Source organism: Mycobacterium sp. IS-3022, from assembly GCF_001500065.1.
Taxonomy (GTDB): Bacteria; Actinomycetota; Actinomycetes; order Mycobacteriales; family Mycobacteriaceae; genus Mycobacterium.
The window spans coordinates 280,856-304,386 of record NZ_LQIN01000034.1; the positions used below are offsets into that span (position 1 = coordinate 280,856).

At 67.3% G+C, this 23,531-nt stretch carries 22 protein-coding genes; 10 read left to right on the forward strand and 12 right to left on the reverse strand.

The features are described from left to right. Position 1: 1 nt before the first annotated feature. The 5 genes from AU188_RS18600 to AU188_RS18620 are packed head-to-tail and all read left to right on the forward strand — an operon-like array spanning position 2 to position 4,728. Positions 2-1,168, forward strand: coding sequence for an MlaD family protein (locus AU188_RS18600; protein ID WP_059164917.1), 1,167 nt, complete (start codon positions 2-4; stop codon positions 1,166-1,168). Beyond that, entirely contained in the window at positions 1,165-2,208 is a 1,044-nt protein-coding gene (locus AU188_RS18605; protein ID WP_059164916.1) for an MlaD family protein, read from the forward strand. Before AU188_RS18600 ends, AU188_RS18605 begins: the two co-directional genes overlap by 4 nt. Beyond that, positions 2,205-3,173 (forward strand): MlaD family protein, encoded by a 969-nt coding sequence (locus AU188_RS18610; protein ID WP_059164915.1) that lies wholly within the window; start codon positions 2,205-2,207, stop codon positions 3,171-3,173. The genes AU188_RS18605 and AU188_RS18610 overlap by 4 nt, the downstream gene beginning before the upstream one ends. A gap of 39 nt (positions 3,174-3,212) precedes the next feature. After that, a complete protein-coding gene (locus tag AU188_RS18615) occupies positions 3,213-3,947 on the forward strand; it encodes a PsbP-related protein (protein ID WP_082686677.1) in 735 nt (244 codons plus the stop codon). A 4-nt stretch (positions 3,948-3,951) separates the two neighbouring features. Further along, entirely contained in the window at positions 3,952-4,728 is a 777-nt protein-coding gene (locus AU188_RS18620) for a hypothetical protein (RefSeq protein ID WP_059164913.1), read from the forward strand. Positions 4,729-4,737: 9 nt separating this feature from the next. Here the strand turns inward: AU188_RS18620 and AU188_RS18625 are convergent, their stop codons facing one another. From AU188_RS18625 to AU188_RS18660, 8 genes are all read right to left on the reverse strand, one after another. Continuing rightward, complete coding sequence (locus tag AU188_RS18625; protein ID WP_059164912.1) at positions 4,738-6,543, reverse strand: SDR family oxidoreductase; 1,806 nt, start codon at positions 6,541-6,543, stop codon at positions 4,738-4,740. 9 nt (positions 6,544-6,552) lie between these two features. Next, positions 6,553-7,473, reverse strand: coding sequence for an SAM-dependent methyltransferase (locus AU188_RS18630; RefSeq protein ID WP_286137547.1), 921 nt, complete (start codon positions 7,471-7,473; stop codon positions 6,553-6,555). Positions 7,474-7,638: 165 nt separating this feature from the next. Beyond that, positions 7,639-8,325, reverse strand: coding sequence for a two-component sensory transduction protein RegX (gene regX, locus AU188_RS18635; RefSeq protein WP_059099169.1), 687 nt, complete (start codon positions 8,323-8,325; stop codon positions 7,639-7,641). Next, on the reverse strand, positions 8,322-9,506 hold the full coding sequence (locus AU188_RS18640; RefSeq protein ID WP_059164910.1) for a sensor histidine kinase: 1,185 nt from the start codon (positions 9,504-9,506) through the stop codon (positions 8,322-8,324). Before AU188_RS18640 ends, regX begins: the two co-directional genes overlap by 4 nt. 130 nt (positions 9,507-9,636) lie before the next feature. Next, positions 9,637-10,386 carry a phosphoglyceromutase gene (locus AU188_RS18645; protein WP_059164909.1) on the reverse strand — a complete coding sequence of 250 codons (750 nt, stop codon included), beginning with the start codon at positions 10,384-10,386 and terminating at the stop codon, positions 9,637-9,639. A 108-nt stretch (positions 10,387-10,494) separates the two neighbouring features. Further along, the gene (locus AU188_RS18650; RefSeq protein WP_059164908.1) at positions 10,495-11,007 is read right to left on the reverse strand and encodes a type III secretion system chaperone family protein; all 513 of its coding nucleotides are present in this window, start codon (positions 11,005-11,007) and stop codon (positions 10,495-10,497) included. Next, positions 11,004-12,332, reverse strand: a complete 1,329-nt coding sequence (gene mshA, locus AU188_RS18655; RefSeq protein WP_059164907.1) for a D-inositol-3-phosphate glycosyltransferase — start codon at positions 12,330-12,332, stop codon at positions 11,004-11,006. The genes AU188_RS18650 and mshA overlap by 4 nt, the downstream gene beginning before the upstream one ends. A gap of 35 nt (positions 12,333-12,367) precedes the next feature. Continuing rightward, a complete protein-coding gene (locus AU188_RS18660) occupies positions 12,368-13,657 on the reverse strand; it encodes an ROK family protein (RefSeq protein WP_059164906.1) in 1,290 nt (429 codons plus the stop codon). Positions 13,658-13,838: 181 nt separating this feature from the next. Between AU188_RS18660 and AU188_RS18665 the strand changes: the two genes are divergently transcribed. After that, positions 13,839-14,606, forward strand: coding sequence for an SDR family oxidoreductase (locus AU188_RS18665; protein WP_059164905.1), 768 nt, complete (start codon positions 13,839-13,841; stop codon positions 14,604-14,606). Positions 14,607-14,687: 81 nt separating this feature from the next. On the opposite strand, the gene AU188_RS18670 is transcribed toward AU188_RS18665, so the two are convergent. Together AU188_RS18670 and AU188_RS18675 are read right to left on the reverse strand one after the other, a co-directional pair. Then, the gene (locus AU188_RS18670) at positions 14,688-15,968 is read right to left on the reverse strand and encodes a L,D-transpeptidase (RefSeq protein ID WP_059164904.1); all 1,281 of its coding nucleotides are present in this window, start codon (positions 15,966-15,968) and stop codon (positions 14,688-14,690) included. A gap of 15 nt (positions 15,969-15,983) precedes the next feature. After that, a complete protein-coding gene (locus tag AU188_RS18675) occupies positions 15,984-17,051 on the reverse strand; it encodes a UDP-N-acetylmuramate dehydrogenase (protein WP_059164903.1) in 1,068 nt (355 codons plus the stop codon). A 26-nt stretch (positions 17,052-17,077) separates the two neighbouring features. On the opposite strand from AU188_RS18675, the gene AU188_RS18680 reads away from it, so the two are divergent. From AU188_RS18680 to AU188_RS18695, 4 genes are read left to right on the forward strand one after another with little or no spacing between them, the layout of a single operon-like run. Further along, positions 17,078-17,584 carry a DUF2505 domain-containing protein gene (locus AU188_RS18680; RefSeq protein ID WP_059164902.1) on the forward strand — a complete coding sequence of 169 codons (507 nt, stop codon included), beginning with the start codon at positions 17,078-17,080 and terminating at the stop codon, positions 17,582-17,584. Positions 17,585-17,639: 55 nt separating this feature from the next. Continuing rightward, positions 17,640-18,422: a class I SAM-dependent methyltransferase gene (locus AU188_RS18685; protein ID WP_059164901.1), complete on the forward strand. Its 783-nt coding sequence runs from the start codon at positions 17,640-17,642 to the stop codon at positions 18,420-18,422. A gap of 49 nt (positions 18,423-18,471) precedes the next feature. Then, a complete protein-coding gene (locus tag AU188_RS18690; protein WP_059164900.1) occupies positions 18,472-19,299 on the forward strand; it encodes a carbon-nitrogen hydrolase family protein in 828 nt (275 codons plus the stop codon). Beyond that, positions 19,296-20,210 carry an LmeA family phospholipid-binding protein gene (locus AU188_RS18695; RefSeq protein WP_059164899.1) on the forward strand — a complete coding sequence of 305 codons (915 nt, stop codon included), beginning with the start codon at positions 19,296-19,298 and terminating at the stop codon, positions 20,208-20,210. The genes AU188_RS18690 and AU188_RS18695 overlap by 4 nt, the downstream gene beginning before the upstream one ends. A 3-nt stretch (positions 20,211-20,213) precedes the next feature. Here AU188_RS18695 and AU188_RS18700 read toward each other — a convergent pair whose 3' ends face one another. Together AU188_RS18700 and AU188_RS18705 are read right to left on the reverse strand one after the other, a co-directional pair. Then, the gene (locus tag AU188_RS18700) at positions 20,214-21,731 is read right to left on the reverse strand and encodes a zinc ribbon domain-containing protein (RefSeq protein WP_286137534.1); all 1,518 of its coding nucleotides are present in this window, start codon (positions 21,729-21,731) and stop codon (positions 20,214-20,216) included. Then, the gene (locus AU188_RS18705; RefSeq protein WP_059164897.1) at positions 21,728-23,356 is read right to left on the reverse strand and encodes a S53 family peptidase; all 1,629 of its coding nucleotides are present in this window, start codon (positions 23,354-23,356) and stop codon (positions 21,728-21,730) included. The genes AU188_RS18700 and AU188_RS18705 overlap by 4 nt, the downstream gene beginning before the upstream one ends. Positions 23,357-23,531 lie beyond the last annotated feature (175 nt).

Consider the following 23,531-nt stretch of genomic DNA (forward strand, 5'->3'; position numbering starts at 1 on the left):
GATGAGGCCCCTACACTTTCTCCGCGACAGGTTCCGTGCCAAGTTCGTGGGCGTTGCGACCACCGCGATCGTGTTGACGGTGGTCGCCGCCGCGGTCGTCGGCGCGAAGACGTTGCTGCCGAAGATCGATGGCGTCCGTGCGATGTGCGCCGAGTTCACCGACGCGGCGGGTCTGTACACCGGCAACAAGGTGCAATTGCTCGGGATTGAAGTCGGCGAGGTCACGGCGATCACCAACGAGCCCGACCACGTCCGGGTCGACTTCACCGTCCGCAAGGATCTCGACCTGCCCGCCGACGTCGGGGCAGTCACCTACGGCGACTCGATCGTGACCGACCGCCACGTCGAGCTGACCAAGCCCTACGCCGGTGGACCCAAGTTCACCGGGCCGCAATGTATTGCGATCAAGTCCACGAAGACCCCGATCGGGATCAGCGAATCCTTCGCAGCGATCGGCGATCTCGCCGATGCCATCCTGGGCCGCGAGGCAGGCCAAGATCCGTTCAGCGCGCCTGGCGTGGCCGCGATCAACGACAGCCTGGCCGCGGCCAGCCGATCCTTGGACGGCACAGGTGTCACCATCAAGCAGACGCTGCAGAATCTCGTCGCGATGGTCGGTGATCCCTACAAGGCCGACGCCGACTACCGGCAGTTGCTGGAGAACAGCGAGATCTTCACCTCGGGTTGGCTGCGGCACTGGGACACATTCGCGGTCGTGATCAAGACACTGCCTGATACGGCCCTGTTGATAGAGAACCTCTCCGACCACTTCGCAACGGCGTTGAGCAGGCTCGTGCATCTGCTCCCGATATTGAAGGACACCCTCGACCGGTTCGCTCCGCGGGTCTACCACAACATCTCAGACAAGCTAATCCCCTGGGTCACTGACCTCCTCAACGCCTACACCCCTCACATACTCGGGTTCCTCAACTCGCTTCCGCAGTTCACCAATTGGCTTTCCGACATCTACGAGCCCACATGGGGCACCCACAACGTCACGTATTACCCACCGCGCGTCGCGATCTCACCGACTCAGGCAAGCGCCATCTGCACCGAACTGCGGGCCCGCAACACACCGGGAGCCAATTCCGCATGCGCACCCGGGACGGCGTCGGACCCCGTCACTCTCGGTCTCACCAACCTCATCCTGGGCGGAGCCCTCGGATGACCGCCGCACGCCTTTGTGTCCCGGTGATCACCGCGCTGGCTCTGGCGCTGACACCCGCGTGCTCACTCGATCCGACCGACCTGCCCGTGCCGGGCTCGTACGTGCCGGGTGACGCGTACCGGATCAAGATTGAGTTCTCCAGCGTGCTGAATCTGCCTGCGAAGGCGAAGGTGGATTCGGGCGGAGTGCAGGTCGGCGTGCTCGATCACGTGGCGCTTGACGGCAGCACCGCGGTGGCCAGCGTCGACATCTCATCGGATGTCCGGCTGCCTCAGAACACCCGCGCTGAACTGCGCCAAGCGACGGTGCTCGGAGACATCTACATCGCGCTGCTGACACCGGACCATCCATCGCCGACCACGCTTCACGATGGCGACGCGATCCCGTTGAGCAACACCGCCCCCGCTGACAACGTCGAGGATGTCCTGCGGTCCGTGTCCGACCTCGCGTCCGGTGGCGGACTGAACACCTTGCAGGACACGGTGATCAAGCTCAACAACGCCTTCCCGAGCGACCCCGCCGAGATCACCGAAGTTCAGCAGAAGGTTGCGGGAACGCTGAACGACCTCGCGGCAAATCGGGACACCATCAACGAGATCCTGGCAAGCGCCAGGAACATCAGCAACAGCTTGGTGGAAAATACCCACACCTTCGACCGACTCGTTACCGAAGGCCCCGACAAGCTCATCGGACTCGGCAGCGTCACGCTGAACATCGTGCAGCTTGTGATAGACGCAGGCAAGCTGGCCCGCAACATCTCTCCGGCAATCGATCCGAACACCGCCGAGATACTTCAGGTGATCTCGCATGCAACACCTTTCATCGGCACGGTCGCCACTGCCGACACCACGATTCCGACGATCATGGACAAGACGGTCGACCTCATCCGCGACAAGCTCATCGGCTTCTTCCGTAAGGGCGGGCCGCGTTACACCGTGACCGGACTGCACAATCCGGACGGGTCGATCGGCCTGGATCCGGCGGCCCGCGCCGACGAGGTGATCACCAGGATGCAGACGATGGGGCTACTCGCGCCATGAAGTTCAACGCAGGAGCGACGCTGGTGATCCTCGCAATCATCACGTTGATCGGCGCCGGCTACATGTCCCTCGGGGTGCTCGATATGGGTCCGACGAAGCAGGTCACCCGGATACAGTTGATGCTCGAAGCTTCCGGCGGCCTGCTCTCGACATCCGATGTCACGATGCGCGGCATCAAGGTCGGACGGGTCACCGGCATCCAGGCCACCCCTGCCGGTTTGGCGGTGGCTATTGATCTCGACAGCGAACATCCGGTCCCCGTCGACAGCCCGATCAGCGTCGAAGCCCTCTCCGTGGCCGGTGAACAGTACATCGACTTCAAACCGGAAGTCATTGCGCCGCCCTACTTGTCGGACGGTGCGGTGATACCTGCCGACCGGGTGACAAGCGCCGTCACGGTGAGCGACATCCTCGCCCGCGGTAACGCGTTGTTCTCGGCGCTGAATCATGAGGACTTGCGCACCGTGGTGACCAATCTCGCGGAGGCGATCACCGGCAACGACGAGACCCTCGATTCGTTGGCGACGACGGCAGGTCTCTACGCCCGAATGGTGCAGGAGAACAAGCAACTGCTCAACACGCTCTTCGGCAACCTGTCCACACTTACCACCGGGATGGGCGACCTGAAGGTGGGCGCGGTCTTCTCCGAGACCGGCCATATCCTGCCCAGCGCGGTTCCCGAATTCGTCCGTCTGATCCGCGAATTCGACAGCCTGTCGCAGCTGGGCACCGACATGTTCGGCGACGACGGAGCCATCGAATCCCTCGTCGACAAGATCAGCCAATACATCGAACTGCTCGCCGGGCCCTTGAGTACCTTCGCCACCGTTCTCGAACCGGCGACGGCACCCATCCGCGATGTCGAAATCGACGCCGGACATTGGCTCGACTTCTGGAAGTCCACGTTCAACGACGAAGGCGCCATGCGTCTTCAACTTCTCGTTCCAGAATGGCCACAGCCGTAAGGGGGCATCATGACAATCAGAACAACGAGTGAGGCGGACATGGCAGACAGCTCCGAAGACGACGTCGACGAAGGCGCCACGGTCGAGGAGGAGAGCACCGCCAAGGAGACGCACGACAAGGTAGACAAGGTCGCCGAGAAGCCCGCGCCCGTCGACGAAGGTCACAAGCCGGCGTCCTCCCGCCGGAATCCCTGGCAATGGGTTGCCGCTGTGTTGCTCATCGTTCTCATCGGCGTCGGTGTGTTCGGTTATCTCCAGTACAAGAACGCCGCGGACCAGCTCTCGGCGATGCGTCAGGAAGAGGCCAACCGCGCGGCCGCCGCACAGCTGGCGAAGGACTACGCGCTCAAATCGTTGACGTATTCGTTCAAAGACCCCGACGCGTTCTTCCGATCGGTCGAGGAGGGCGTGTCCGACGCGCTGAAGGACAAGTACATCAATGCCGAAGACTTGCTGAAGGGCGTGATGCTTCAGGCGCAGGTCACCTCGACCGGTGAAGTGCTGGCGACGGAGGTGACCCCACAGCCCGGGGATGTCTACCAAGTGGTGGTGTCGGCCAGCCAGACCACCAGGAATTTGCAGAATCCGGAGCCTCGGGTGTCGATAGTTCTCTTGCAGATCACCGTCAACAAGGCGGGTGACACGTGGCAGGTTTCCGACATCGGCCCCAAGACCGGGAGCAAGGCCGCCAACGCCGATCAGGTGCTGCCCAGTCAACCGGGTCCTCCAGCTGAGCCCGGCCCGACTCCCGGCCGACCGACTCCCCCGCGGTAGCACGATGTTTCGCGCGCTGGTCGGAACGACGGCGGTAACCGCGGCGGTGATCGTCTGCTGCCCGCCGGTTAGCGCGGACGACACCTTGCCTCGTTGCGCTCACCACAAGACGATGATCAACCCCGCCGAACCGATGGGGCACGAGGACTGCCGGCTCATTTCCACGGATCGGAGGGGTTTGGCGTTCGACGTGACCTACTGGAGTACCGGCGGCCCCTCGGCGCCACCGTTGGCGGTGAAGATCGAGGTCACCGACGGGTCCGGCACCGTCACTCAGACCATCAACGAGGTCACCGAGCCCTCCGACCCGGCGCCGGTCGGCCTGGAGGATCTCGACGGCGACGGCCGCGAGGAAATTATAGTGCCCATCGCTCGCCGGTCGTACAACAGTGGCTCGAACACCCGGTTTTCCGTGTGGCGCGCAGAGGGGGACCGGGCGTATTTCGAACGAACTCAGATGGAGGGGCAAGCCGTCTACCCCAGCGGCGACGGCTACGTCGTCACCAATTGGGGCGCATTGACCAGCCGCGATCTCACCTTCTACGTGCCTACCGGCGCCGGGTTCACCGTCGCGGTCACGTTGACCCTTCAGGCCGAGGACATCGACCTCCACACCGGGGAGGTGCGCACGGTGAGCTGCCGTACGCACCAACAAGAGGGTCTGGGCATGATCCGTATGGACATCGAGAGAGCCCAGGACGTCTTCTGCGCGTCACCGGCAGCGATGGCGATATGGCCGGACGCGCAACGGGTTTCGGCCGCCCCTTGGCGCCCGCAGTAGCACACGTCACTACCCTAGGGCGACCTTCCTGGCGGCGATCCGACCGATACCCGGGGCCAGCCTGTGCGCCAGGTACTGTAGCCGCGCTTCGGGCGTCACCGGGACGACGGACTTGTTCTTGCGCACCGCCGCGACGATCTGTTTGGCGACCTTGTCGGGACCGTAGCGGCGGAGTCGATACGCGCGATCGACCGTCGCAAGCTTCTTTTCGGCCTCCGGCTCGGAGAGGCCCGACACCACTGAACTGCGAACGATGTTGGTGTGCACGATGCCTGGGCAAATCGCGCTGACGCCGATACCTGCGGACGCCAACTCGGCGCGTAGGCAGTCGGAGAACATGAATACCGCGGACTTACTGGTCGAGTAAGCGGTGAAGCCCTGCTGCGGTGTGTAGGCGGCCATGCTGGACAGGTTCACGATGTGCCCGCCGAGACCGCGGCTGACCATCTTCGGCCCGAACGCGCGGCAGCCGTTGACAACGCCATACAGGTTGACGTCGAGCACGCGCTTGAACTCGTCGGACGTCGTCGCCAAGAACCGACCGGCCTGGCCCACGCCGGCGTTGTTGACCAGCACGTCGGGTACTCCGTGCGCGGCCACTACCTGCTCGGCATGAGCGACGACCGCCGCCTCGTCGGAGACGTCCAGTTGATAGGCGTGGGCGTCAGCGCCGAGCTCGCCGATCAGCGCGGCCGTCTCCTTCGCCGATGCCAGGTTGACGTCCGAGACGACGACCTCGGCACCGTCGCGGGCGAAGGCAATGGCGGTCTCTCGGCCGATGCCACTGCCTGCACCGGTGATCACCACGAGTTGGTCATCGAACGGCCTTCGCTTCCTGCCCATCTCGGCTCGGCGCAGCCCCCGCGTCGGAGGCAGCCCGGAGACCGCGTCGATCAATTCGGTCGTCGCGGTCGCCAACAGCTCGGGGTGCGAAAACGGCAACCAGTGCCCGCCGCGCACCACCCGCTGCCAAACCGCGGGAGCCCACTTGAGTTCGTCGGAGTAACTGGCCGCGCGGACTGCGGGATCATTCGTCCCGACGATCACCTGCACCGGAACTTGGGTGAACTGCTCCCGCGGTTTGAGGGCGGACAAGATGTTGGCCCGGTAAATGCGCAACCCGTTGCCGATGTCCCGGTCGAAGGTGGGGCCTAGCGAGATCTGGTTTGCGTCGGCCCCCTCGACGCGGGAAAGCCCTGTGCGCCAACGCTCGGCGGTCATTGTCATCCGGAAGAACGCATTCGGGACGAGCGGCAATGCGAAGTACGCCATGTAGAGAAGCGAAGCCACCTGAGCTAGCACATGTGCGACATTCTTTGGCGTCGGCCGAGACAGTCGGTGCCGCGCCCACATCGTCAGGTGCGCGGCGTTGGGGCCCGCAACCGACGTGAAAGAGGCGATCTTGTGCTGCGCGGTCGGATCGCACACGGCCTCCCACATCGCGACGCTGCCCCAGTCGTGGGCGAGCACGTGGACCGGTTTGCCGTCGCCGACTGCATCGATGACGGCGAGGTAGTCGCTGGCGAGGGCTGCCAGCTTGAACTCTCGATAGCTCTTCGGGTTCGACGACTGCCCATGTCCGCGGTTGTCGACGGTCACCACGTGGAACCGATCGATCAGATGTGGCGTGACGGAGTTCCACATGTCGTGCGAGTCCGGCCATCCGTGCAATAACAGCACTGTCTCGCCGGCCCGATTGCCTTGCTCGTAAACGGCGATGTCGATGTCGCCGTTGCGCACCACGCGGTAGGTGACCCGTGGTCCCACGGAGGCCTCTTTCTCGTGACCGCCCACAAGATCCGATACCGATTCCATCGCGATCCCCTATGCCTTGGCCGCCACGGCCACAATGTAATCCGAGAAGTGTGCGCTCAGCCGAAAACCCAAGGGCGTGAACGAATAACGGACGACAGGGTTCACATGCCGCATGTCGGCGTCGCGCAATCTCTTCGTCAGGAACCTGCCCAGCGGGGCATAGACGTCATCGGTGATGGGTCGTGTCTGCACATCCACAAAACCCATGCACTGCAGGAGATCGCAATACCCGGCAAGGTCGGCCGCCGCCGCGACCGCCCATCGGGGCGCACCCCGCCAGCCGCGACGCGCAACCTCGCGGCGGGCCGGCGCTGTCAGTGGTGTGCGCGTGGGCACGATGTCGGCCGTCACCAGAAGGCCGCCGGGCTGTAGCACCCGCAGCGCCTCGGCGAAGAAATCCACTCGCGACGGGAAGTGGAAGGCGGATTCCAGCGCCACCACCTTGGTGCTCGATTCGTCCTCGAACGGCAGATCGGTCGCGGAGGCGTTGACGTAGCCGATCCTGTCCGCCAACCCCGCTTCGGCCACCCGCCGCGTCGCGATTGCGACCTGTTCGGCAGCGACGTTTACTCCGGTGATGTGTTCGGGGCCGAACTCGTTGATCCACAACATGTCTTGGTCGCCGTAACCGCAGCCGCAGTCCACGATCGTGTCAGATGGGTTGAAGTTGGCGTCGCGCGCGAGCAACCGAGCCAAGTCGCGACTCGCTTCGTCCAGGGTCGCCGGACCGTTCTTCCAATAGCCGAAGTTGATGAACAGCGATTCCTCGCCGTACAGATTCTGAGTGCCGACGATGTCGTAGATCTGACCGGCCTTCGGGCCGCCCGACGACGACAAAGAAACGGCCGCCATCTGTCGCCATTCGTCGGCCCATCGCCCGAGCCGAGCGCCGAGGGATTCATCCCGGGTGTTGCGCGGAATCGTCGTCACGTGCTGTTTCCCATCTGCGAGCGGGCCAACATGCATTACCCATACAGATAGTACTAGATACCTGAGGTACCGGATACCCCTCGTCTAGATCCACTTTTGCGCACGCGAGATCCGGTGTAGTTGGTCGCGCTCACCGCTGCCAACTACACCGAAATCCGAGGGCGGCTAGCCCTCGAGCTTGTAGCCGAGGCCGCGGACGGTGACCAGGTGCACCGGGTTCGCGGGGTCCGCCTCGATCTTCGACCGCAACCTCTTGACATGCACATCAAGGGTTTTGGTGTCGCCGACGTAGTCGGCGCCCCACACCCGGTCGATGAGCTGGCCGCGGGTCAGCACCCGGCCGCTGTTGCGCATCAGATATTCGAGCAGATCGAACTCCTTGAGCGGCAACGTGATCGGCTCCCCGTTCACCGACACCACGTGACGCTCGACGTCCATCCGGACGGGCCCGGCCTCTAGGACGCTGTCGCTGAGGCCGATGTCGTCGTTGTCGGCGCCGCGCCGCAGCACCGCACGGATACGGGCGATGAGCTCGCGCGCCGAGTAGGGCTTGGTGACATAGTCGTCGGCGCCGAGCTCCAGTCCGACCACCTTGTCTATCTCGCTGTCGCGGGCGGTCACCATGATCACCGGAACACTTGAGCGCGAACGTAATTGCTTACACACGTCCGTCCCGCTCATACCGGGCAGCATCAAGTCGAGCAGCACGATGTCGGCGCCGGCGCGTTCGAACTCGGCGAGGGCGGTCGGCCCGTCGGTGACGACGGTGGCCTCGAACCCCTCCTTGCGAAGCAGAAAGGCCAGGGGATCGGCCAAGGACTCCTCGTCCTCCACGATCAGCACACTGGTCATTGGTCTCGCTGGTCCTCTCGTTCGTCCGATTCATGATCGGGGTAGGCCGGAATCGACAGTGTGAACGTCGATCCCGTACCCGGCTGACTCCACAGCCGGATGCTTCCGTTGTGGTTGGCCGCGACATGCTTGACGATCGCCAACCCCAACCCGGTGCCGCCGGTGGCCCGGGAGCGCGCCTTGTCGACGCGGAAGAATCGCTCGAACACCCGCTCCTGGTCCTCTCGGGCGATGCCGATACCGCGGTCGGTGACCGCGATCTCGATGGTGTCTCCGCGCCGCCTGCGGCTGATCGAGACCGACGACCCGTGCGGCGAGTAGGCGATCGCATTGGACACCAGGTTCGCGATCGCGGTCACCAGCAGCGACTGGTCGCCCAGCGCGCGGAAACCGGTCGGCGCGTCGGTGGTGATCCTGATGTCGGCGTTGTCGGCGGGCACCTTGTGGCGGGACAACGCCTCGGCAACCACGGTGTCGACGTCGACGGCGTCCAGGGCCGGCAGGGCCTCGGCACCCTGCAGACGGGACAGCTCGATCAACTCGCCGACCATGTTGGCCAGCCGGTTGGACTCGGCGACCATCTTCTCGGCGAACCGGCGCACGGTCGCGGGGTCGTCGGCCGACGCGAGCAGCGCCTCGGCCAGCACGCCCATCGCGCCGACCGGGGTCTTGAGCTCGTGGCTGACGTTGGCCACGAAGTCGCGGCGGGTGGCTTCCATCCGGGCGTGCTCGGACTGGTCGTCGACGTAGACGACCGCGAACCGGCGATCCTGTTCGGTCAGCAGCCGAACGTGGCCACGCACCGAGAGCCCGGACCGGCCGGGGTTGGCCCGCTTGTTCCCCGCGAGGTCGACTTCGGTGGGCTCGCCGGTGGACAGCGTGCGTTCAGCCGCGCGCCAGGCCCGCTCGTCGAGCAGCCGGTCTCGGACCAGGCCCAGCTCCCGGGCTCGGTCGTTGGCGTACACGACGTCACGGAAGTGGTCGACCACCACGATTCCCGTGGGTGACCGCGAAGCGATGTGGGAGAGCATCTGCGAGACGGTGATGCCGGCCTGCGCGCTGGCCCGACGCTGCCGACGTTCCCTCAGGCGGGGCGCCAGCCCCGCTCCGAGGGCCACACCGGTCACCAGAGCGAGCAGTGCGACCACCGCTGCGAGCAGCAGTGCCGAAACGACACTCACGCGGAAATCGTACGCACCCGGTGAACGTCATCCCAGCAGCGTGCGGCCGAATCGGGACAAGTCACACAAGGAAAGAAGGAAATTCGGGCCCCGGCCTTCGTCTGTTAACCCGTTGTTCGCCCTATCCGCCCTATTTCGCGCCCTGGGACGCGACGGCGGCGGCGCCCGCGGCTGCGGCTTCGGGATCGAGGTAGGTGCCGCCGATGACGGTCGGCTTGAGATCGGAGTCCAGGTCGTAGCGCAGCGGGATGCCGGTCGGGATGTTGAGCCCCACGACATCCTCGTCGGACATGCCGTCGAGGTACTTGACCAGCGCACGCAGCGAATTGCCGTGCGCGGCGATCAGCACCGTCTTACCCGCCCGCAGGTCCGGTTCGATCGTCTCGGTGTAGTACGGCACGAACCGTTCGACCACGTCCTTGAGGCACTCGGTACGCGGCGGGCCGCCGGGCACGTCGGCGTAGCGCGGGTCGCCGTCCTGGCTGTAGGTGCTGCCGGGCTCGATCGGCGGCGGTGGGGTGTCATAGCTGCGCCGCCACGCCATGAACTGCTCTTCGCCGTATTTGCCTTTGGTCTCGGCCTTGTTCAGCCCCTGCAGCGCGCCGTAGTGCCGCTCATTGAGCCGCCAGTCGCGGTGCACGGGGATCCAGTGCCGGTCGGCCTTGTCCAAGGCCAGGTTGGCGGTGGTGATCGCGCGGCGCAGCAACGAGGTGTAGACCACGTCGGGTTGCCGGTCGAGCTCCTTGATCAGCTCACCGGCCCGCACTGCTTCGGCGCGACCCTTCTCGGTGAGGTCGACGTCGACCCAGCCGGTGAACAAGTTCTTCTCGTTCCAGTCGCTCTCGCCGTGGCGAAGCAGAATCAGCGTGCAGTCACCCATGCCGAAATCTTCTCACGGCAGACGGATCGACTTCTGCCCGTACCGAGACCGACGAAATGGCGGGATTCTGTCGAGAAAAGCCGCCAAAACGTAGGTTTGGGCGAAGGGTCAGTCCGCGTCGTCGTCGTCGATCAGGTGGGCGAACGCCTGCAGGTTCTTCAACGACTCGCCGCGCGACACCCGCCACTCCCACTCCTTCTGGATCGACGAGCGAAAACCCAACTCCAGCAACGTGTTGAAGTCGTTGTCGACGGCTTCGAGCACTTGGCCGAGCACGCGGTCGACCTCTTCGGAGGTGACCGATTCCAACGACATCCGGCCGACGAGATAGATGTCGCCGACGTTGTCGAGCGTGTAGGCCACCCCGTAGAGCCGGCGGTTGCGCTTGAGCAGGAACCGGTACACACCCTCGTGGTTCTCGTCGGGTTTACGGCAGACGAACGCCTCGATGCGCACCGAGTGTTCGCCGATGGACAGGATCGTGTTGGTCTTCAGCCGTCTTTCGCCGGGCAGTTCGACGATGATGCCGGGCAATCCGCCGTGCGCGCCCTCGTGGTGCGTGCAGACCAGGCCGTTCTCCTTGCACGCATCCTCGATGACCTTCGCGGCGTGGGTGCTCATGCCCGCACGCCCCGCCGCCGCGAGAACCGCCGGCCGGTGCGGCGCGCGCCGCCGTCGCGTGACCGGTGGCGTGCCCGGTAATCGCCGATCGCACGGCCGTAGCTGGCCAGCAGCGCATCGACGGTGCGGGACCACGAGAACGTGGCGGCGTGGGCGATCGCGGCGGGTCTCATGCCGTCGGCACGCTGCAGCAGATCGCCGATGGCGTGCGCCCAGTCGCCGTCGTCGTGGCCGTCGACCAGGATCCCGGTGACGCCGTCGCGCACCGCGACCGGCAACCCACCGACCGCCGCGGCCACCACCGGCGTGCCGCACGCCTGCGCTTCGACGGCGACCAGGCCGAAGGACTCCGAATAGCTGGGCACCGCCACCAGATCAGCGGCCCGGTACACGTTGACCAGCTGTTCGCGCGACTGCGGCGGCAGGAACGTCACCCGGTCCGAAATACCCAGATCGTCGGCCAGCCGAACCAACCCGTCGGGCATCGAGAGGCCGCCCGTGCCGGGGCGCGCAGACAAGCCCGAGCCCGACGGACCGCCCGCCACCAGCACGCGCACCCCGGGCAGCTTGGCGGCCGCGCGCAATGCCACGTCGGGCGCCTTCAGCGGCTGGATGCGGCCCACGAACGCGACGATCCGGTCGTCGGCGGCCAGCCCCAGCGCGGCACGCGCGGCTTTCCGATCCCCCGGCGTGAACACCTCCAGGTCGACACCCGGGTGCACGACGTCGATCCGCGCCGGATCCGCGTTGTGCATCGAGATCAGTTGCTGCGCTTCATGTTCGGTGTTGACGATCAACCGGTCCGCTTCGTCGACGACCTGCTGCTCACCGACCGCGCGCAGCGGCGGTTCGGGCGAGTCGCCGTCGGCCAGCGCGGCGTTCTTGACCGCGGCCAGGGTGTGCGCGGTGTGCACCAGCGGGACGGCCCAGCGGTCGCGGGCCAGCCAGCCGACCTGACCGGACAGCCAGTAGTGCGAGTGCACGATGTCGTAGTAGCCGGGTTCGTGCGTCGCCTCGGCGCGCAGCACCCCCGCGGTGAAGGCGCACAACTGCGTGGGCAGGTCGTATTTGTCCAGCCCCTCGAACGGCCCGGCGACCACATTGCGCACCAGCACACCGGGCGCCACCCGCACGGTCGGCGGGTCAGACGACGACGTCGCGCGGGTGAAGATCTCGACCTCGACACCGCGGCGAGCCATCTGCAGCGCACTCTGCAGCACGTAGACGTTCATGCCGCCGGCATCGCCGGTGCCGGGCTGGGCCAGCGGCGACGTGTGCACCGACAGCACGGCTACGCGTCGGGGCAGTTCCGTTGCTAGGCGCACACAGTCATGTCTACACCGCGCCCGCAGCCGCCCCGTCACGCACTGGCTTCGGTGGCCTCCCGGCGCTGCGCCCGCCGCATGGCGCCGATCGGGTCGGCGTACAGGCCGCCGAGCGACACCACACCCGCGCCGGCCTCTTGAACGCGGTTACCGAAGACGGTCAGCCGGATCTCGCGGGCAGCCATCACCGATCGCTGCGCGAACGCGGTCTCCACGACGCTCATGCCCTCGGGATATTCGGTGAACGCCTGACCGCCGACGACCAGATCGTCGGGGTTGAGCATGTCGCGCAGCAACGCGACGGCCTCCCCCAGCACCCGCGCGCGTTCGGCCAGCAGTTCCTGCGCGGGCCGGTTTCCTTGGCGAGCGATCTTGAACAGCACCTGCATCGTCGAGCCAGGCCCATCGGCGGCGATGATGCGCGCCCTGCGAGCGGCGATCAGCACCTCTTCGTCACTGACCGTGGACTCCAGTTTCCCTGTGCCGCCGAGCAATTCGGAGTGCGCGGGCAGCGCGGCGATGGTGCCGGGTCCGCTGGCCGGCGAGTGCACCCGGCCGCCGATCGACAGCGCGTAGCCGACGGTCTCGCGGGCGTAGACGTACAGGCTCGTCGACGTGTCCGACGCCTGCCTGCGTCCCCCGAGCAGCAGTTCGGCCCCGGCCATCGCGTCCACGTGCGAGGCGACCGACACCGGTAGACCGAGGGTCTCGGCGAGTACAGGCCCGACCGGCGCGTCGGACCAGCCGAGCCGCGGATGGTCGAGGTAACCGGTCGTGCTGTCGACGACGCCGCCGGCCGCCACGCCCACCCAGAGCGGGCGGCGGCGATGCCAGCGGCCCAGGTAACGGCGGGCGCTGTCGGCCAGCGACGCCAGCGCGGCGGCCTGCGGGGCCCGCGGAGTAGGCGTTTCGACGACGTCGAGGGTGCGACCGAGGAGGTCGGCGGCCACGATGCTGGTGCTGCGGGCGCCGATGTGGATCCCCAGCGTGAGGAACGGTTCGTGCTTCACCTCCACGGGCACGCGAGGCCTGCCGATCGCGCCGGAAACCGCGAGGTCGGCGCGTTCCCGCAGCACACCGGCTTCGAGCAGGGCGGTGACCTGGCGGTTGACGGTCGCGATGCTCAGGCCGGTGACCTGGGCGATGACGTCACGGGCGATGGGCCCGCGCACGCGGGCCGCACTGAACACCGACGCGGCGGCGGCGTCGGCCACCTTCAGCGCCGGCGCGACGACGTGCCGACGGGCCAACAGCGCGCGCTTGGCGTGCTGGGCGCTGCGGACCGACGGCTTCGCGGGAAGAGTGGTGGTGACGGAAGTGCGCATCTGCTTGTCCTTCGGAGAGGTCGGCCGGTGGGTTCTCGGGCCACACCCGGCGACTCAGCAGGACAGCGGTTGTCCGGGGTCAGTCAGGCGCGGCGAAGTGCGCGACAACAACACGCACGCCGGGAACAGGCCTGACTGGACAGCACACGGTGAACTTAGCACGCCAACTAAAGTTGGGCAGATGACGACACCCCGGACCGACAGTCGAGTCGCGGTGGTCACCGGCGCCAGCGCAGGCATCGGCGCGGCCACCGCGAGAACCCTTGCCGCACAAGGTTTTCACGTCGTCTGCGTAGCCCGTCGCCAGCAGCCCATCGACGCCCTCGCCGAAGAGATCGGCGGCACCGCGATCGTGGCGGACGTCACGTCCACCGAGGCGGTGTCGGCGCTGGCTGAGGCGCTGGACCGGGTACCCGGGCAGGTTTCGGTGCTGGTCAACAACGCCGGAGGCGCGCGAGGACTGGATCCGGTGGCCGAGGCCGACATCGAGCACTGGCGCTGGATGTGGGAGGCCAACGTCCTCGGCACCCTGCTGGTGACCCGCGCGCTGTTGCCGAGGCTGATCGACTCCGGCGACGGGTTGATCGTCACGGTCACCTCGATCGCCGCGGTGGAGATCTACGACAACGGCGGCGGGTACACCTCCGCCAAGCATGCCCAAGGCGTGCTGCATCGGACGTTGCGCAGTGAGCTGCTCGGAAAACCCGTGCGGCTCACCGAAGTTGCGCCCGGCATGGTGAAGACCGACTTCTCGCTGAACCGGTTCGAGGGCGACCAGGAACGCGCCGCCAAGGTCTACGAGGGCGTCACCCCGCTGCTGGCCGAAGACATCGCGGAGATCATCGGGTTCGTCGCCAGCCGACCGTCGCACGTCGACCTGGATCTGATCGTCGTGCGGCCGCGCGATCAGGTCAGCGGCGCCAGTGGATCCCGCTTCAACCGGCGCTAGCCGATCGCAATGTCAGCCTGACAGCGACACCGCGCATATATAGCCGCGGCGGCGTTCTCAGCGCGACATTGCGTCAATGAACTAGCGGCCGGGGCGGCCGTTGACCGGTTGCGGCGCGCCCGAGGGCGTCGCGGGCGCGGTGCTCGGAATATCCGGTCCGTTCTGCTCCGACAGCGCCGACATCGCCTTCCACTCGTCCCACGGCACCACCCAGTCCCAGATGTCGCCGTCGGAGTACGACAACTCGATGCGGGTCCCGGTGACCTCGACGGGATCGCCGTAGACGGCGGTGTGGAAGTACTGCTCGGCGTCGGACTCCGAGAGGTTGATACAGCCGTTGGTGACGTTGCTGCTGCCCTGCGAACCGAGGCTGGCCGGGTTGGCGTGGATGAACTCGCCGTTGTTGGAGATCCGCACCGCCCATCGCTCGTGGATGTTGGCGTAACCGGCTGCGGGGTTGGTCATCCAGAAGTCTTCGTACTTCTCCGTGACGACGTGGATGCCGCTGCGGGTGACGTTGCGGTCCAGGTCACCCTCGCCGTAGCTGCACGGAAAGTCCATGATCACCGCGCCGTTGCCGTCGAGCACTTGGATGCGGTGCGACGACGCCTCGGCCCTGACGACCTGGCGACGGCCGATCTCGAAGGTCAGCGTCGCGTCTTGCGCGCCGTAGGCGTCGTCGCCGAACGGCACGCCGTAGAGCTTGGCGTCGACGTGCACCTTGGTACCGGCCGGGTAGTACTCGCGGGTGCGCCAGTGCACACGGGACCCGCCGACCTCGTCGGGCAGCCACGCCCAGCTGCCTTCGACGGGCGGCTCGGTGGTCACCTTGAGCGCCTTCTCCACCGCCGCCTTGTCGCTGATCGAGGCGTCGAACTGGATGATGACCGGGGCGGCCACCCCGACGACCTGACCGTCGGCGAGCTGGAACTGACCGCTTACCTGGGTGCTGGGGTCGATCGTGGAGAACGATCCGTCGACCGGCACCGCCTTGCCGTCGCGGCCGACCACCGAACCCGTCCAGGTGTACTCGGCGCCGTAGCCCAGCGGTTCGGTGATCGTGAACTCGGTGCGGTCGCGGTTGAGCGCGCCGGCGACGACCTTGCCGTCGGGGTTGGTCAGGGTGATCCGCTGGAACCAGCCGTTGCTGACCTCGACGCCGGCGCGCTCGGTCGGCGAAATGTCGGTGGCGCCGTCGGCAGGCTTGAAGTTCAGCGTGGGCGCTGCGGGGGCGTCCTGCGCGGACGGTTCGTCGCCGTTGGCCATGCAGGCGGCCAGGGCCCCGGGCGCGACGACACCGACCGCCAGTGCGGTCAGGGCGCGGCGTCGGTTGAACGACGGCAGGGGTTCCCCGGTACTCACGTGAACCCAGCGTACCTACAGCGAACAGCCGATCAGATCAGGCTCGGCTGTGAGTTCGATCCCGAATCTTGTTAGAACACCGTCGCGTACCGTCCTGGCCAGCGCGATCACCTCGGCGGTGGTGGCGCCGCCGCGATTGGTGAGCGCCAGCGCGTGCTTGGTCGACAGCCGCACGGAGGCACCCTCGCCCGGGTACCCCTTGCCGAAGCCGGCGTGCTCGACGAGCCAACCCGCGGCGAGCTTGACACCGTCGGGCGCCGGATAGTTCGGCACCGGCCCGTCGTGCTGGGCGCGGATCCGCTCGAACTCGGCGGGCGTGACGACGGGGTTGGTGAAGAACGACCCGACGCTCCAGGTGTCGTGATCCGGGTTTTCCGAGCCGATGTCGATGACCATGCCCTTGCTCGAGCGCAGGGTCAGCACCGCCTCACGCACAGCGAGCGGATCGGCGCGCGATCCCTGCTCGACGCCCAGCGCGGTGGCCAGTTCGCGGTAGCGCAGCGGCGCGCTGTGCCCGTCGGGGTCCAGGGCGAACTCCACTTCGAGCACGATCGCGTCGTGCGCGCGTTTGAGGACGCTGGTGCGGTAGCCGAACCGCAGCGCGTCGGGGGTGACCCAACGGTCTTTCCCGGTGCGACGGTCCAGTAGCCGCACCCGTCGGATGGTGTCGGCCACCTCCGCGCCGTACGCGCCGACGTTCTGCACCGGTGTCGCGCCGGCGGATCCCGGGATCCCGGACAGGCACTCCAGCCCGCCCAGCCCGTGCGCCAGCGAGGTCACCACGACGTCGTCCCACACCGCGCCGGCCTCGACGCGAACCAGGTTGCCATCGACGGTGATCTCGGTGTTCGCGAGGTAGATGACGGACAGGTCGGTCAGCTGGTCACAGATCACCACGTTCGAGCCGCCCGCCAGCACCAGCGCGTCGTCATCCGGGCCGAGATCGCGGACCACGTCAATCACTTTCTGGGTGGTGTCGCACGCGATCAGTCGCCGCGCAACGGGGCCGACGCGCAGCGTGGTCAGCGGTGCGAGCGGCACCGCCTCCTCGACCAAGGCGCCCCCGGGTTGCGAACTCACCACGGGCGGTAACGGTAGCCTGACCAGCTATGCCGCGTTCATTCGACATGGCCGCCGAGTACGGGGGCAGCGTCGAACAGGTCCACCGGGCTTTCAGCGACGAACGCTACTGGCTGGCGCGGCTGACCGATTCCGGCGCCGACGACTACTCGCTGGACTCCATGGTGGTCGACGAGCACGGCGGCATCGACGTGGTCACGACCCAAACGCTGCGGGCGGACCGGTTGCCCGGTGTGGTGACCCAGTTCCATCGCGGCGACCTGAGCTTCGTGCGCGAAGAGACCTGGAGCCCGGTCCGCGACGGGAAGGCCGGCGCGACGGTCAAGGGGTCGATTCCCGGCGCACCAGCCGGCTTGACCGGCACCGCGGCACTGGCACCGGCGGGCCCCGGTTCACGGCTGGAGTTCACCGTCGAGGTGGAGGTTCGGGTGCCGCTCGTCGGCGGCAAGATCGAGAACTTCATCGGCAGTCAACTGGTGGATCTGCTGATCGCCGAGCAGCGCTTCACGACGGTGTGGATCGCCGAGAACGCCTGACGGTCAAGACGGCGTGGGTCGCGGAGTCGCCGTCGTCGCTCCCTAGAATCGGGTCATGAGCGGGCCAATCGGTCAGCTGACGCGGGGCACCACCGGCTACAACCGGTTGCGTCGCAGCGATCGTTGGCTCGTCCACGCGCCGCGGGTCCGCGCGACGTTGCTCTCCGCCGAGGATCCGCTCGTCGTCGATCTCGGCTATGGCGCGCTGCCGGTCACGACGCTGGAGCTGGCGGCGCGGCTTCGCTTGGTGCGCAACGACATTCGCGTGATCGGCCTGGAGATCGATCCCGAGCGGGTGCATACGGCGCGCACCGCGGTCACCGACTCGGTCGAATTCGGCCTCGGCGGTTTCGAGTTGGCGGGCATGCATCCGGTCCTGGTGCGGGCGTTCAACGTGCTGCGACAGTACCCGGTCGACGCAGTCGCGCAGGCCTGGTCGACGATGCAGCGGCAACTGGCGCCCGGCGGGCTCATCGTCGATGGCACCTGCGACGAGCTGGGCAGGCGCTGCTGCTGGGTGCTGCTCGACGCCGATGGGCCGACAAGCCTGACCCTGGCCTGCGACCCGTTCGCGATCGAGCGCCCCTCTGACCTCGCCGAGCGGCTGCCCAAAGTGCTGATCCACCACAACGTCGACGGTCAACCCGTGCACGCGCTGCTGACCGCCGCCGACCGGGCGTGGGCCAGCGTGGCGGGCCACGGCGTGTTCGGCCCGCGGGTGCGGTGGCGCGCGATGCTGGAGACGTTGCGCGACAACGGCTTTCCCGTCACGCCCGCGCGTCGCCGGATGCGCGACGGGGTGCTGACCGTGCCATGGTCGACGGTGGCACCGACCTGACGAACCGTCCTGACGCGGGGATCAACGACCGAAACCGTAGGCTGGGCACATGCGGATTGCCCTCGCGCAGATCCTCAGCGGCACCGAGCCTTCGGACAACCTCGCGCTCGTCGAGGAGTACACCCGGCGCGCCGCGGACGCCGGCGCCCGGATGGTGCTGTTCCCGGAGGCGACGATGTGCCGGTTCGGGGTGCCACTCGCTCCCATCGCCGAGCCGCTGGACGGACGGTGGGCGTCGCAGGTGCGAACGATCGCCGAGCGGGCCGGAACCGTCGTCGTGGCGGGCATGTTCGTGCCGTCCGGCGACGGGCGGGTCTTCAACACGTTGATCGCGACCGGGCCCGGCTCCGACGGACCCATCGATGCGCACTACGAGAAGATCCACCTGTACGACGCGTTCGGCTTCCAAGAGTCCAAGACCGTCGCGCCGGGGCGCGAACCGGTCGTGATCGACGTCGACGGCGTGCGCGTCGGCCTGACGCTGTGCTACGACGTCCGCTTCCCCGAGTTGTACGTCGAGCTGGCCCGACGCGGTGCGCAACTGATCACCGTCCACGCGTCCTGGGGCAGCGGGCCGGGAAAGCTCGAGCAATGGACGCTGCTGGCCCGGGCCCGCGCCATCGACACGACCGGCTACGTCGCGGCGGTCGACCAGGGGTACCCGGACGCCGACATCGCGGCTCGGGGCCCCACCGGCGTCGGGGGCAGCCTGATCGCGTCCCCGACCGGTGAGGTGATGTCGGCGGCGGGCGCCGACCCGCAGTTACTGGTGGCCGACATCGACCTGGACGCCGGACGCAAGGTCCGCGAGACGATCGCGGTGATGCGCAACCGCGCAGACTTCCCCCGCATCGATAGGGCAGAATCGCGGTCGTGACCGACCCCTGGGCTCGCCCGAACCAACCACCGCCGCCACCGACGGGGCCGCCACAAGGTCCGCCCGGGCCACCGCCGCCGCCACCGCCGGGGCCGCCACAAGGTCCGCCCGGGCCACCACAAGGTCCTCAAGGGCAGCCAGAACCGCAGGAACGGCCGTCGTCCGGGTCGAAGGTCAAGGACCTGTTGCGCGATCCGCTGTCGATCGTGCTGGTCGTCGTCATCGTGATCGGGCTGACGCTGGCCGGCCTGCTGGCCGGTGAGCTCTACGCCCGCAATCGCGCCGACAACGTCGTCGCCGACGTCACGTCGTGCGTCGTCGAGGACGATGCCACCGCGTCGTTCGGCGTCATGCCGCCCTTTCTGGTCCAGCACATGTCGGGCCACTACACGAACATCCACATCGAGACCGCCGGCAACCAGGTCCGCGACGCCAAAGGCATGAAGGTCGAGCTGGCGATCCAGGACGTCCGCCTCGAGGACACGGCCACCTCGAGTGGATCGGTCGGCTCGCTGGTCGCAGACATCACGTGGTCTTCGGAGGGCATCCACCAGACCATCACCGACTCGATCCCCCTGATCGGCTCCTTCGTCACCGGCGTCACGACCAACCCGTCCGAAGGCACCATCGAGCTGGAGGGCGCGCTGGGCAACATCGTCACCAAGCCCACGGTGGCCGACGGCGGGATCTCGTTGCAGGTTCTCGAGCTGACCGGGCTCGGCTTCACGCTGCCGCGTGAAACCGTCCAGCCGGCGCTGGACGCCTTCACCTCCGAGCTCACGCAGAATTACCCGCTGGGAGTCAAGGCCGACTCGGTCGATGTCACCGAAGACGGTGTGGTGAGCCGCTTCTCGACGCAGGATGCTGACATCCCCAAGGACGAACAGGACCCCTGTTTCGCGGCGCTGTGACCGTCAGTCGGTGACTCCGCCCCACCGGAAACTGTTGACGTATCTGCCCATATCCATCGCCAGCTGTAGATTCGCACCGGAGGGATGGCCGGGGCCGAAGTCGGGGCTGAACTCGCGGTACGGGCCGATCGCGGACGCCACCAGTGCGTAGTCGTCCTTCACCGCGACCATCACGATCAGCCGAAGCCGGCTGAAGCTACTGTTCGCGTCCTGCGAATAGTCGTCGGCGACGACGCCGTAGCCCAGCCGGTAGCCGACCATCGCGTTCGGGATCTCGTAATCCGTTGTGGCGTCCGGGTAATACTTGTCAATCAGATCCTCGGCGATTTGTTTTGGCGACCGGTTGCCGGCAGGCAGCCCGAACAACTCCAGTGTGCCGGTGTCGCCGCCGGTGAACTCCAGGACGACACCGTCGGAATCGAACGTCACCTCGTATGCGCTACCGGGGCCGGGATACTGGACGGAGAACGCTTCGCCGTCGGCGAAGAACCGCGGGTTCGATTGCACGGGCTCGCCGATCGGTGGCCGCCCACAGTCCGGGGGGCAGACGACCTTGGCCACCGCCGGAGTGGTCAGTACCGCCGCGACGACACCCGCGACGATCGCCACAGCGACACCGGCAGCCAGTGAGCCCAGCACCCGCGGCGGGCCCGCCCGGCCGTCGCAGGGCGGTCGATCCGGCTCCACAGCGGCCTGTTGTCCGATGCGAAGCGCAGACAATGCCAGCACGGCGATCGCGGCGTGCACGGCCAAGTGCAGGCCGTTCGGCACCGGCGCGAATTCCACCACCCCAATGATCGCGTAAAGAGCAAGCGCCACAGTCACACTCGCGATCACCGCGCGCGCCCGACCCGTCCACAGCGCGATCCCGACCAGACCGCCGAGCGCGGCGGCCGTCACCGGCAGTGCGACGCCTTGGATCCCTGCTTGCACCAGAAGCGAACCAGCCGACCGGTCATCGGCCCTCACGCCGGTCGCGAACTGCGGAAGCAGACGGACCAGCGTCGCCGCGGACGTGAACACGACAGCGCTCAACGCGCCGACGGCGTAGCCGTCCAGTGGCCTCGCCGGACACCGGAACCGCACGACCAACGCCGGGATCAACATGAGAACCGCGCTGCCCAGCGGTATTCCGACGCCTACGAATGCCTTGGCCAAATTCGGTCCACTCGCAGCGAGCGCGACATCCTGAGATTCGGCGACCACCGTTCCCGTCGCCAATGCCCAGCCGATGCCGAGCACCGCCGCCAGCAGTGCGGTTGACGCCAGCAGTCGAACCGGCACATCGTCGTGCACACCCGCCTCATGGATGTAGACCGCGAAAACCAGCGCCCCGCCGACTGCCGCGACGGCGATCATCGGCGCCTGCCATCGCAACAGTGCGAACCCGACCAGCATCGCCGCCAGCACCGCCAGCGCCACTCCCAACGGCACCCGCGAGGGCGGAGCCAGGTGCGGAAACAGCGTGCCGGTCAACGGATCTCGCCACCCTCGGCGGCTGCGAGCCGAGGCCTTCGTCACCGTGACGTCCTCTGCAGGTCCAGAAGGTTGCGGGCGAGGTTGAAGGTGTCCGGTGTACCCAGACCGGTCACCAGGTCATAGCCCGGCAGGGACAGGTCGACGGCGTTGCCGCCTCGACGCACGTCGCGGAAGCCGGGCCGACTCGAGCCCTCGGCCACCCGGTAGAGCAACGGATTGAGATTGCCCAGCGGCTGTCCACCGTTGGCGACCACGTACTGATTCATCAGCACGGTCAGCGCCGCCCAGATCGGGGCCGCTTGCGACGTGCCGCCGCCGATCACCTCGCGCTGACCGAAGACGAACCGCACGCCGGTGAACGGATCGGCAACCGCAGAAACGTCGGGCATCAGGCGCCGCCGCTCGGTATCGCGCTCCACCGACAACCGGTTCTGCCACTGCGGGCGGTCGAACAACTTCGACACCCCGCCGCTACTGCCTTGCGACAGCGGAGAATCCACCCACGCATCTTCGCCCAGCCACTGTCCGCCGGTGCCCGTCGACAGCGTGGTGCCACCGACCGACGTCATCGTCGGCAAGGAGGCGACCGCGTCGACGCCGACGTCGTCCGGTCCTGGCGGGGCCGACCACCGTTCGCCGCCTTTACATTCCAGCCCCGCCGTGTCGCCGCTGGCGTCGAACGCCGAGGTGCCGCGCCGCTGCGCAGCAGCCAATGCCGCCGCCACCGGCGCGAGATCGGCTGCGCTGACGAACGCCTCGCATCCCCATCCGATCGACAGGCTCCACACCGCGCCGGGATAGTCCCGGTCCACCGACTCGAACAATTCGCCGAGCTTCTCGTACGCGCCGTCGCCCGCCACCGTCGGCAGGGCGTTGACCACGACCAACCGCGCGTCGGGCGCAATGGCATGCGCCACTTGCAAATCCATCGCGGTCTCCCCGCGCATCTCGGAGGGCTTCCCTCCGACGATCTCGGGGGTGAACCGGGGCAGACCGAAGGTGTCGGCGAACCGGTCGAGATCGTCCTGCGCGGCGCTGTCGAACGTGAAGATCACGATCGTCGCGCCTTCACCGGTGAACCCGGCGTCGACAAGGGGCGTCGCGTTGTACGCCGACAGCAGCCCCGCCGGCGTCAATCCACCTGCGGGCACATCCAATGGAAGGAAGCCGGGGGCCTTGGTGTGGTGCGGGGTGTAGCTCATGATCCGACCGACCGCCGTCACGACGCCGTGCAACACCGACGGCACCGCGGGTTGCGCCGGCGATGCGTAGAACACCTTTCCCGCCGGGGCGCGGTAATCGTGCACCGGCACTCCGAACGCCCGCCCGAGATCCGCGGCGGCGCCCTCGACGATCGCCCATTCGTCGCCCGGCCGCCATCGCACCGACAGGTTCCGCGCCTCGCTCCAGTCGATCAGGGCATGGGGACGGTCTGTCCCGTCCAGCGTGACGGTGAGCTGCGCGTCAGCGCTGCGCGAGGGACCCAGGTCGGTCGAGCTGGCCAGCAGCGCCGCATATGGACCGGCGATCAGCGCCGGCGTGTGCGCCGAACACGCCGCTGAAGCGGCGATCAGCAGCGCGGCTGCAAGAAGCGCTGAAGCGCGCCGCTTACTGGCCGTGTGGACCGCGATGGCGACCGGGCGTCGGGCCGGGAGCCGGGGGCGCATGGACCGTGGGCGAGAAGGGGTTCGGCTGATCCGGATCGATGCGCGGAGCTTTCTCCGTCGGCGTCGCGGGGGGCGGCGCCGTGGTCGGCGTCGGGGTCGTTGGCGTGGTGGTCGTCGTGGTGGTCGTCGTCTCCGGCGCCTGTTCCTCTTCCTGGGCGCAGCCGGCGGTGAACGC

Excerpts from the sequence above, each read along its gene's own strand:
- AU188_RS18650 (WP_059164908.1), bottom strand. The coding sequence starts at position 11,007 with ATGAGCACCCACGCCGCGAAGGTCATCGAGGATGCGTGCAAGGAGAAC.
- AU188_RS18660 (WP_059164906.1), bottom strand. The coding sequence starts at position 13,657 with ATGCGCACTTCCGTCACCACCACTCTTCCCGCGAAGCCGTCGGTCCGC.
- AU188_RS18705 (WP_059164897.1), bottom strand. The coding sequence starts at position 23,356 with ATGCGCCCCCGGCTCCCGGCCCGACGCCCGGTCGCCATCGCGGTCCAC.
- AU188_RS18665 (WP_059164905.1), top strand. The coding sequence starts at position 13,839 with ATGACGACACCCCGGACCGACAGTCGAGTCGCGGTGGTCACCGGCGCC.
- AU188_RS18620 (WP_059164913.1), top strand. The coding sequence starts at position 3,952 with ATGTTTCGCGCGCTGGTCGGAACGACGGCGGTAACCGCGGCGGTGATC.
- AU188_RS18615 (WP_082686677.1), top strand. The coding sequence starts at position 3,213 with ATGGCAGACAGCTCCGAAGACGACGTCGACGAAGGCGCCACGGTCGAG.
- AU188_RS18610 (WP_059164915.1), top strand. The coding sequence starts at position 2,205 with ATGAAGTTCAACGCAGGAGCGACGCTGGTGATCCTCGCAATCATCACG.
- AU188_RS18645 (WP_059164909.1), bottom strand. The coding sequence starts at position 10,386 with ATGGGTGACTGCACGCTGATTCTGCTTCGCCACGGCGAGAGCGACTGG.
- AU188_RS18625 (WP_059164912.1), bottom strand. The coding sequence starts at position 6,543 with ATGGAATCGGTATCGGATCTTGTGGGCGGTCACGAGAAAGAGGCCTCC.
- AU188_RS18690 (WP_059164900.1), top strand. The coding sequence starts at position 18,472 with ATGCGGATTGCCCTCGCGCAGATCCTCAGCGGCACCGAGCCTTCGGAC.
- AU188_RS18605 (WP_059164916.1), top strand. The coding sequence starts at position 1,165 with ATGACCGCCGCACGCCTTTGTGTCCCGGTGATCACCGCGCTGGCTCTG.
- AU188_RS18685 (WP_059164901.1), top strand. The coding sequence starts at position 17,640 with ATGAGCGGGCCAATCGGTCAGCTGACGCGGGGCACCACCGGCTACAAC.
- AU188_RS18680 (WP_059164902.1), top strand. The coding sequence starts at position 17,078 with ATGCCGCGTTCATTCGACATGGCCGCCGAGTACGGGGGCAGCGTCGAA.
- regX (WP_059099169.1), bottom strand. The coding sequence starts at position 8,325 with ATGACCAGTGTGCTGATCGTGGAGGACGAGGAGTCCTTGGCCGATCCC.
- AU188_RS18600 (WP_059164917.1), top strand. The coding sequence starts at position 2 with ATGAGGCCCCTACACTTTCTCCGCGACAGGTTCCGTGCCAAGTTCGTG.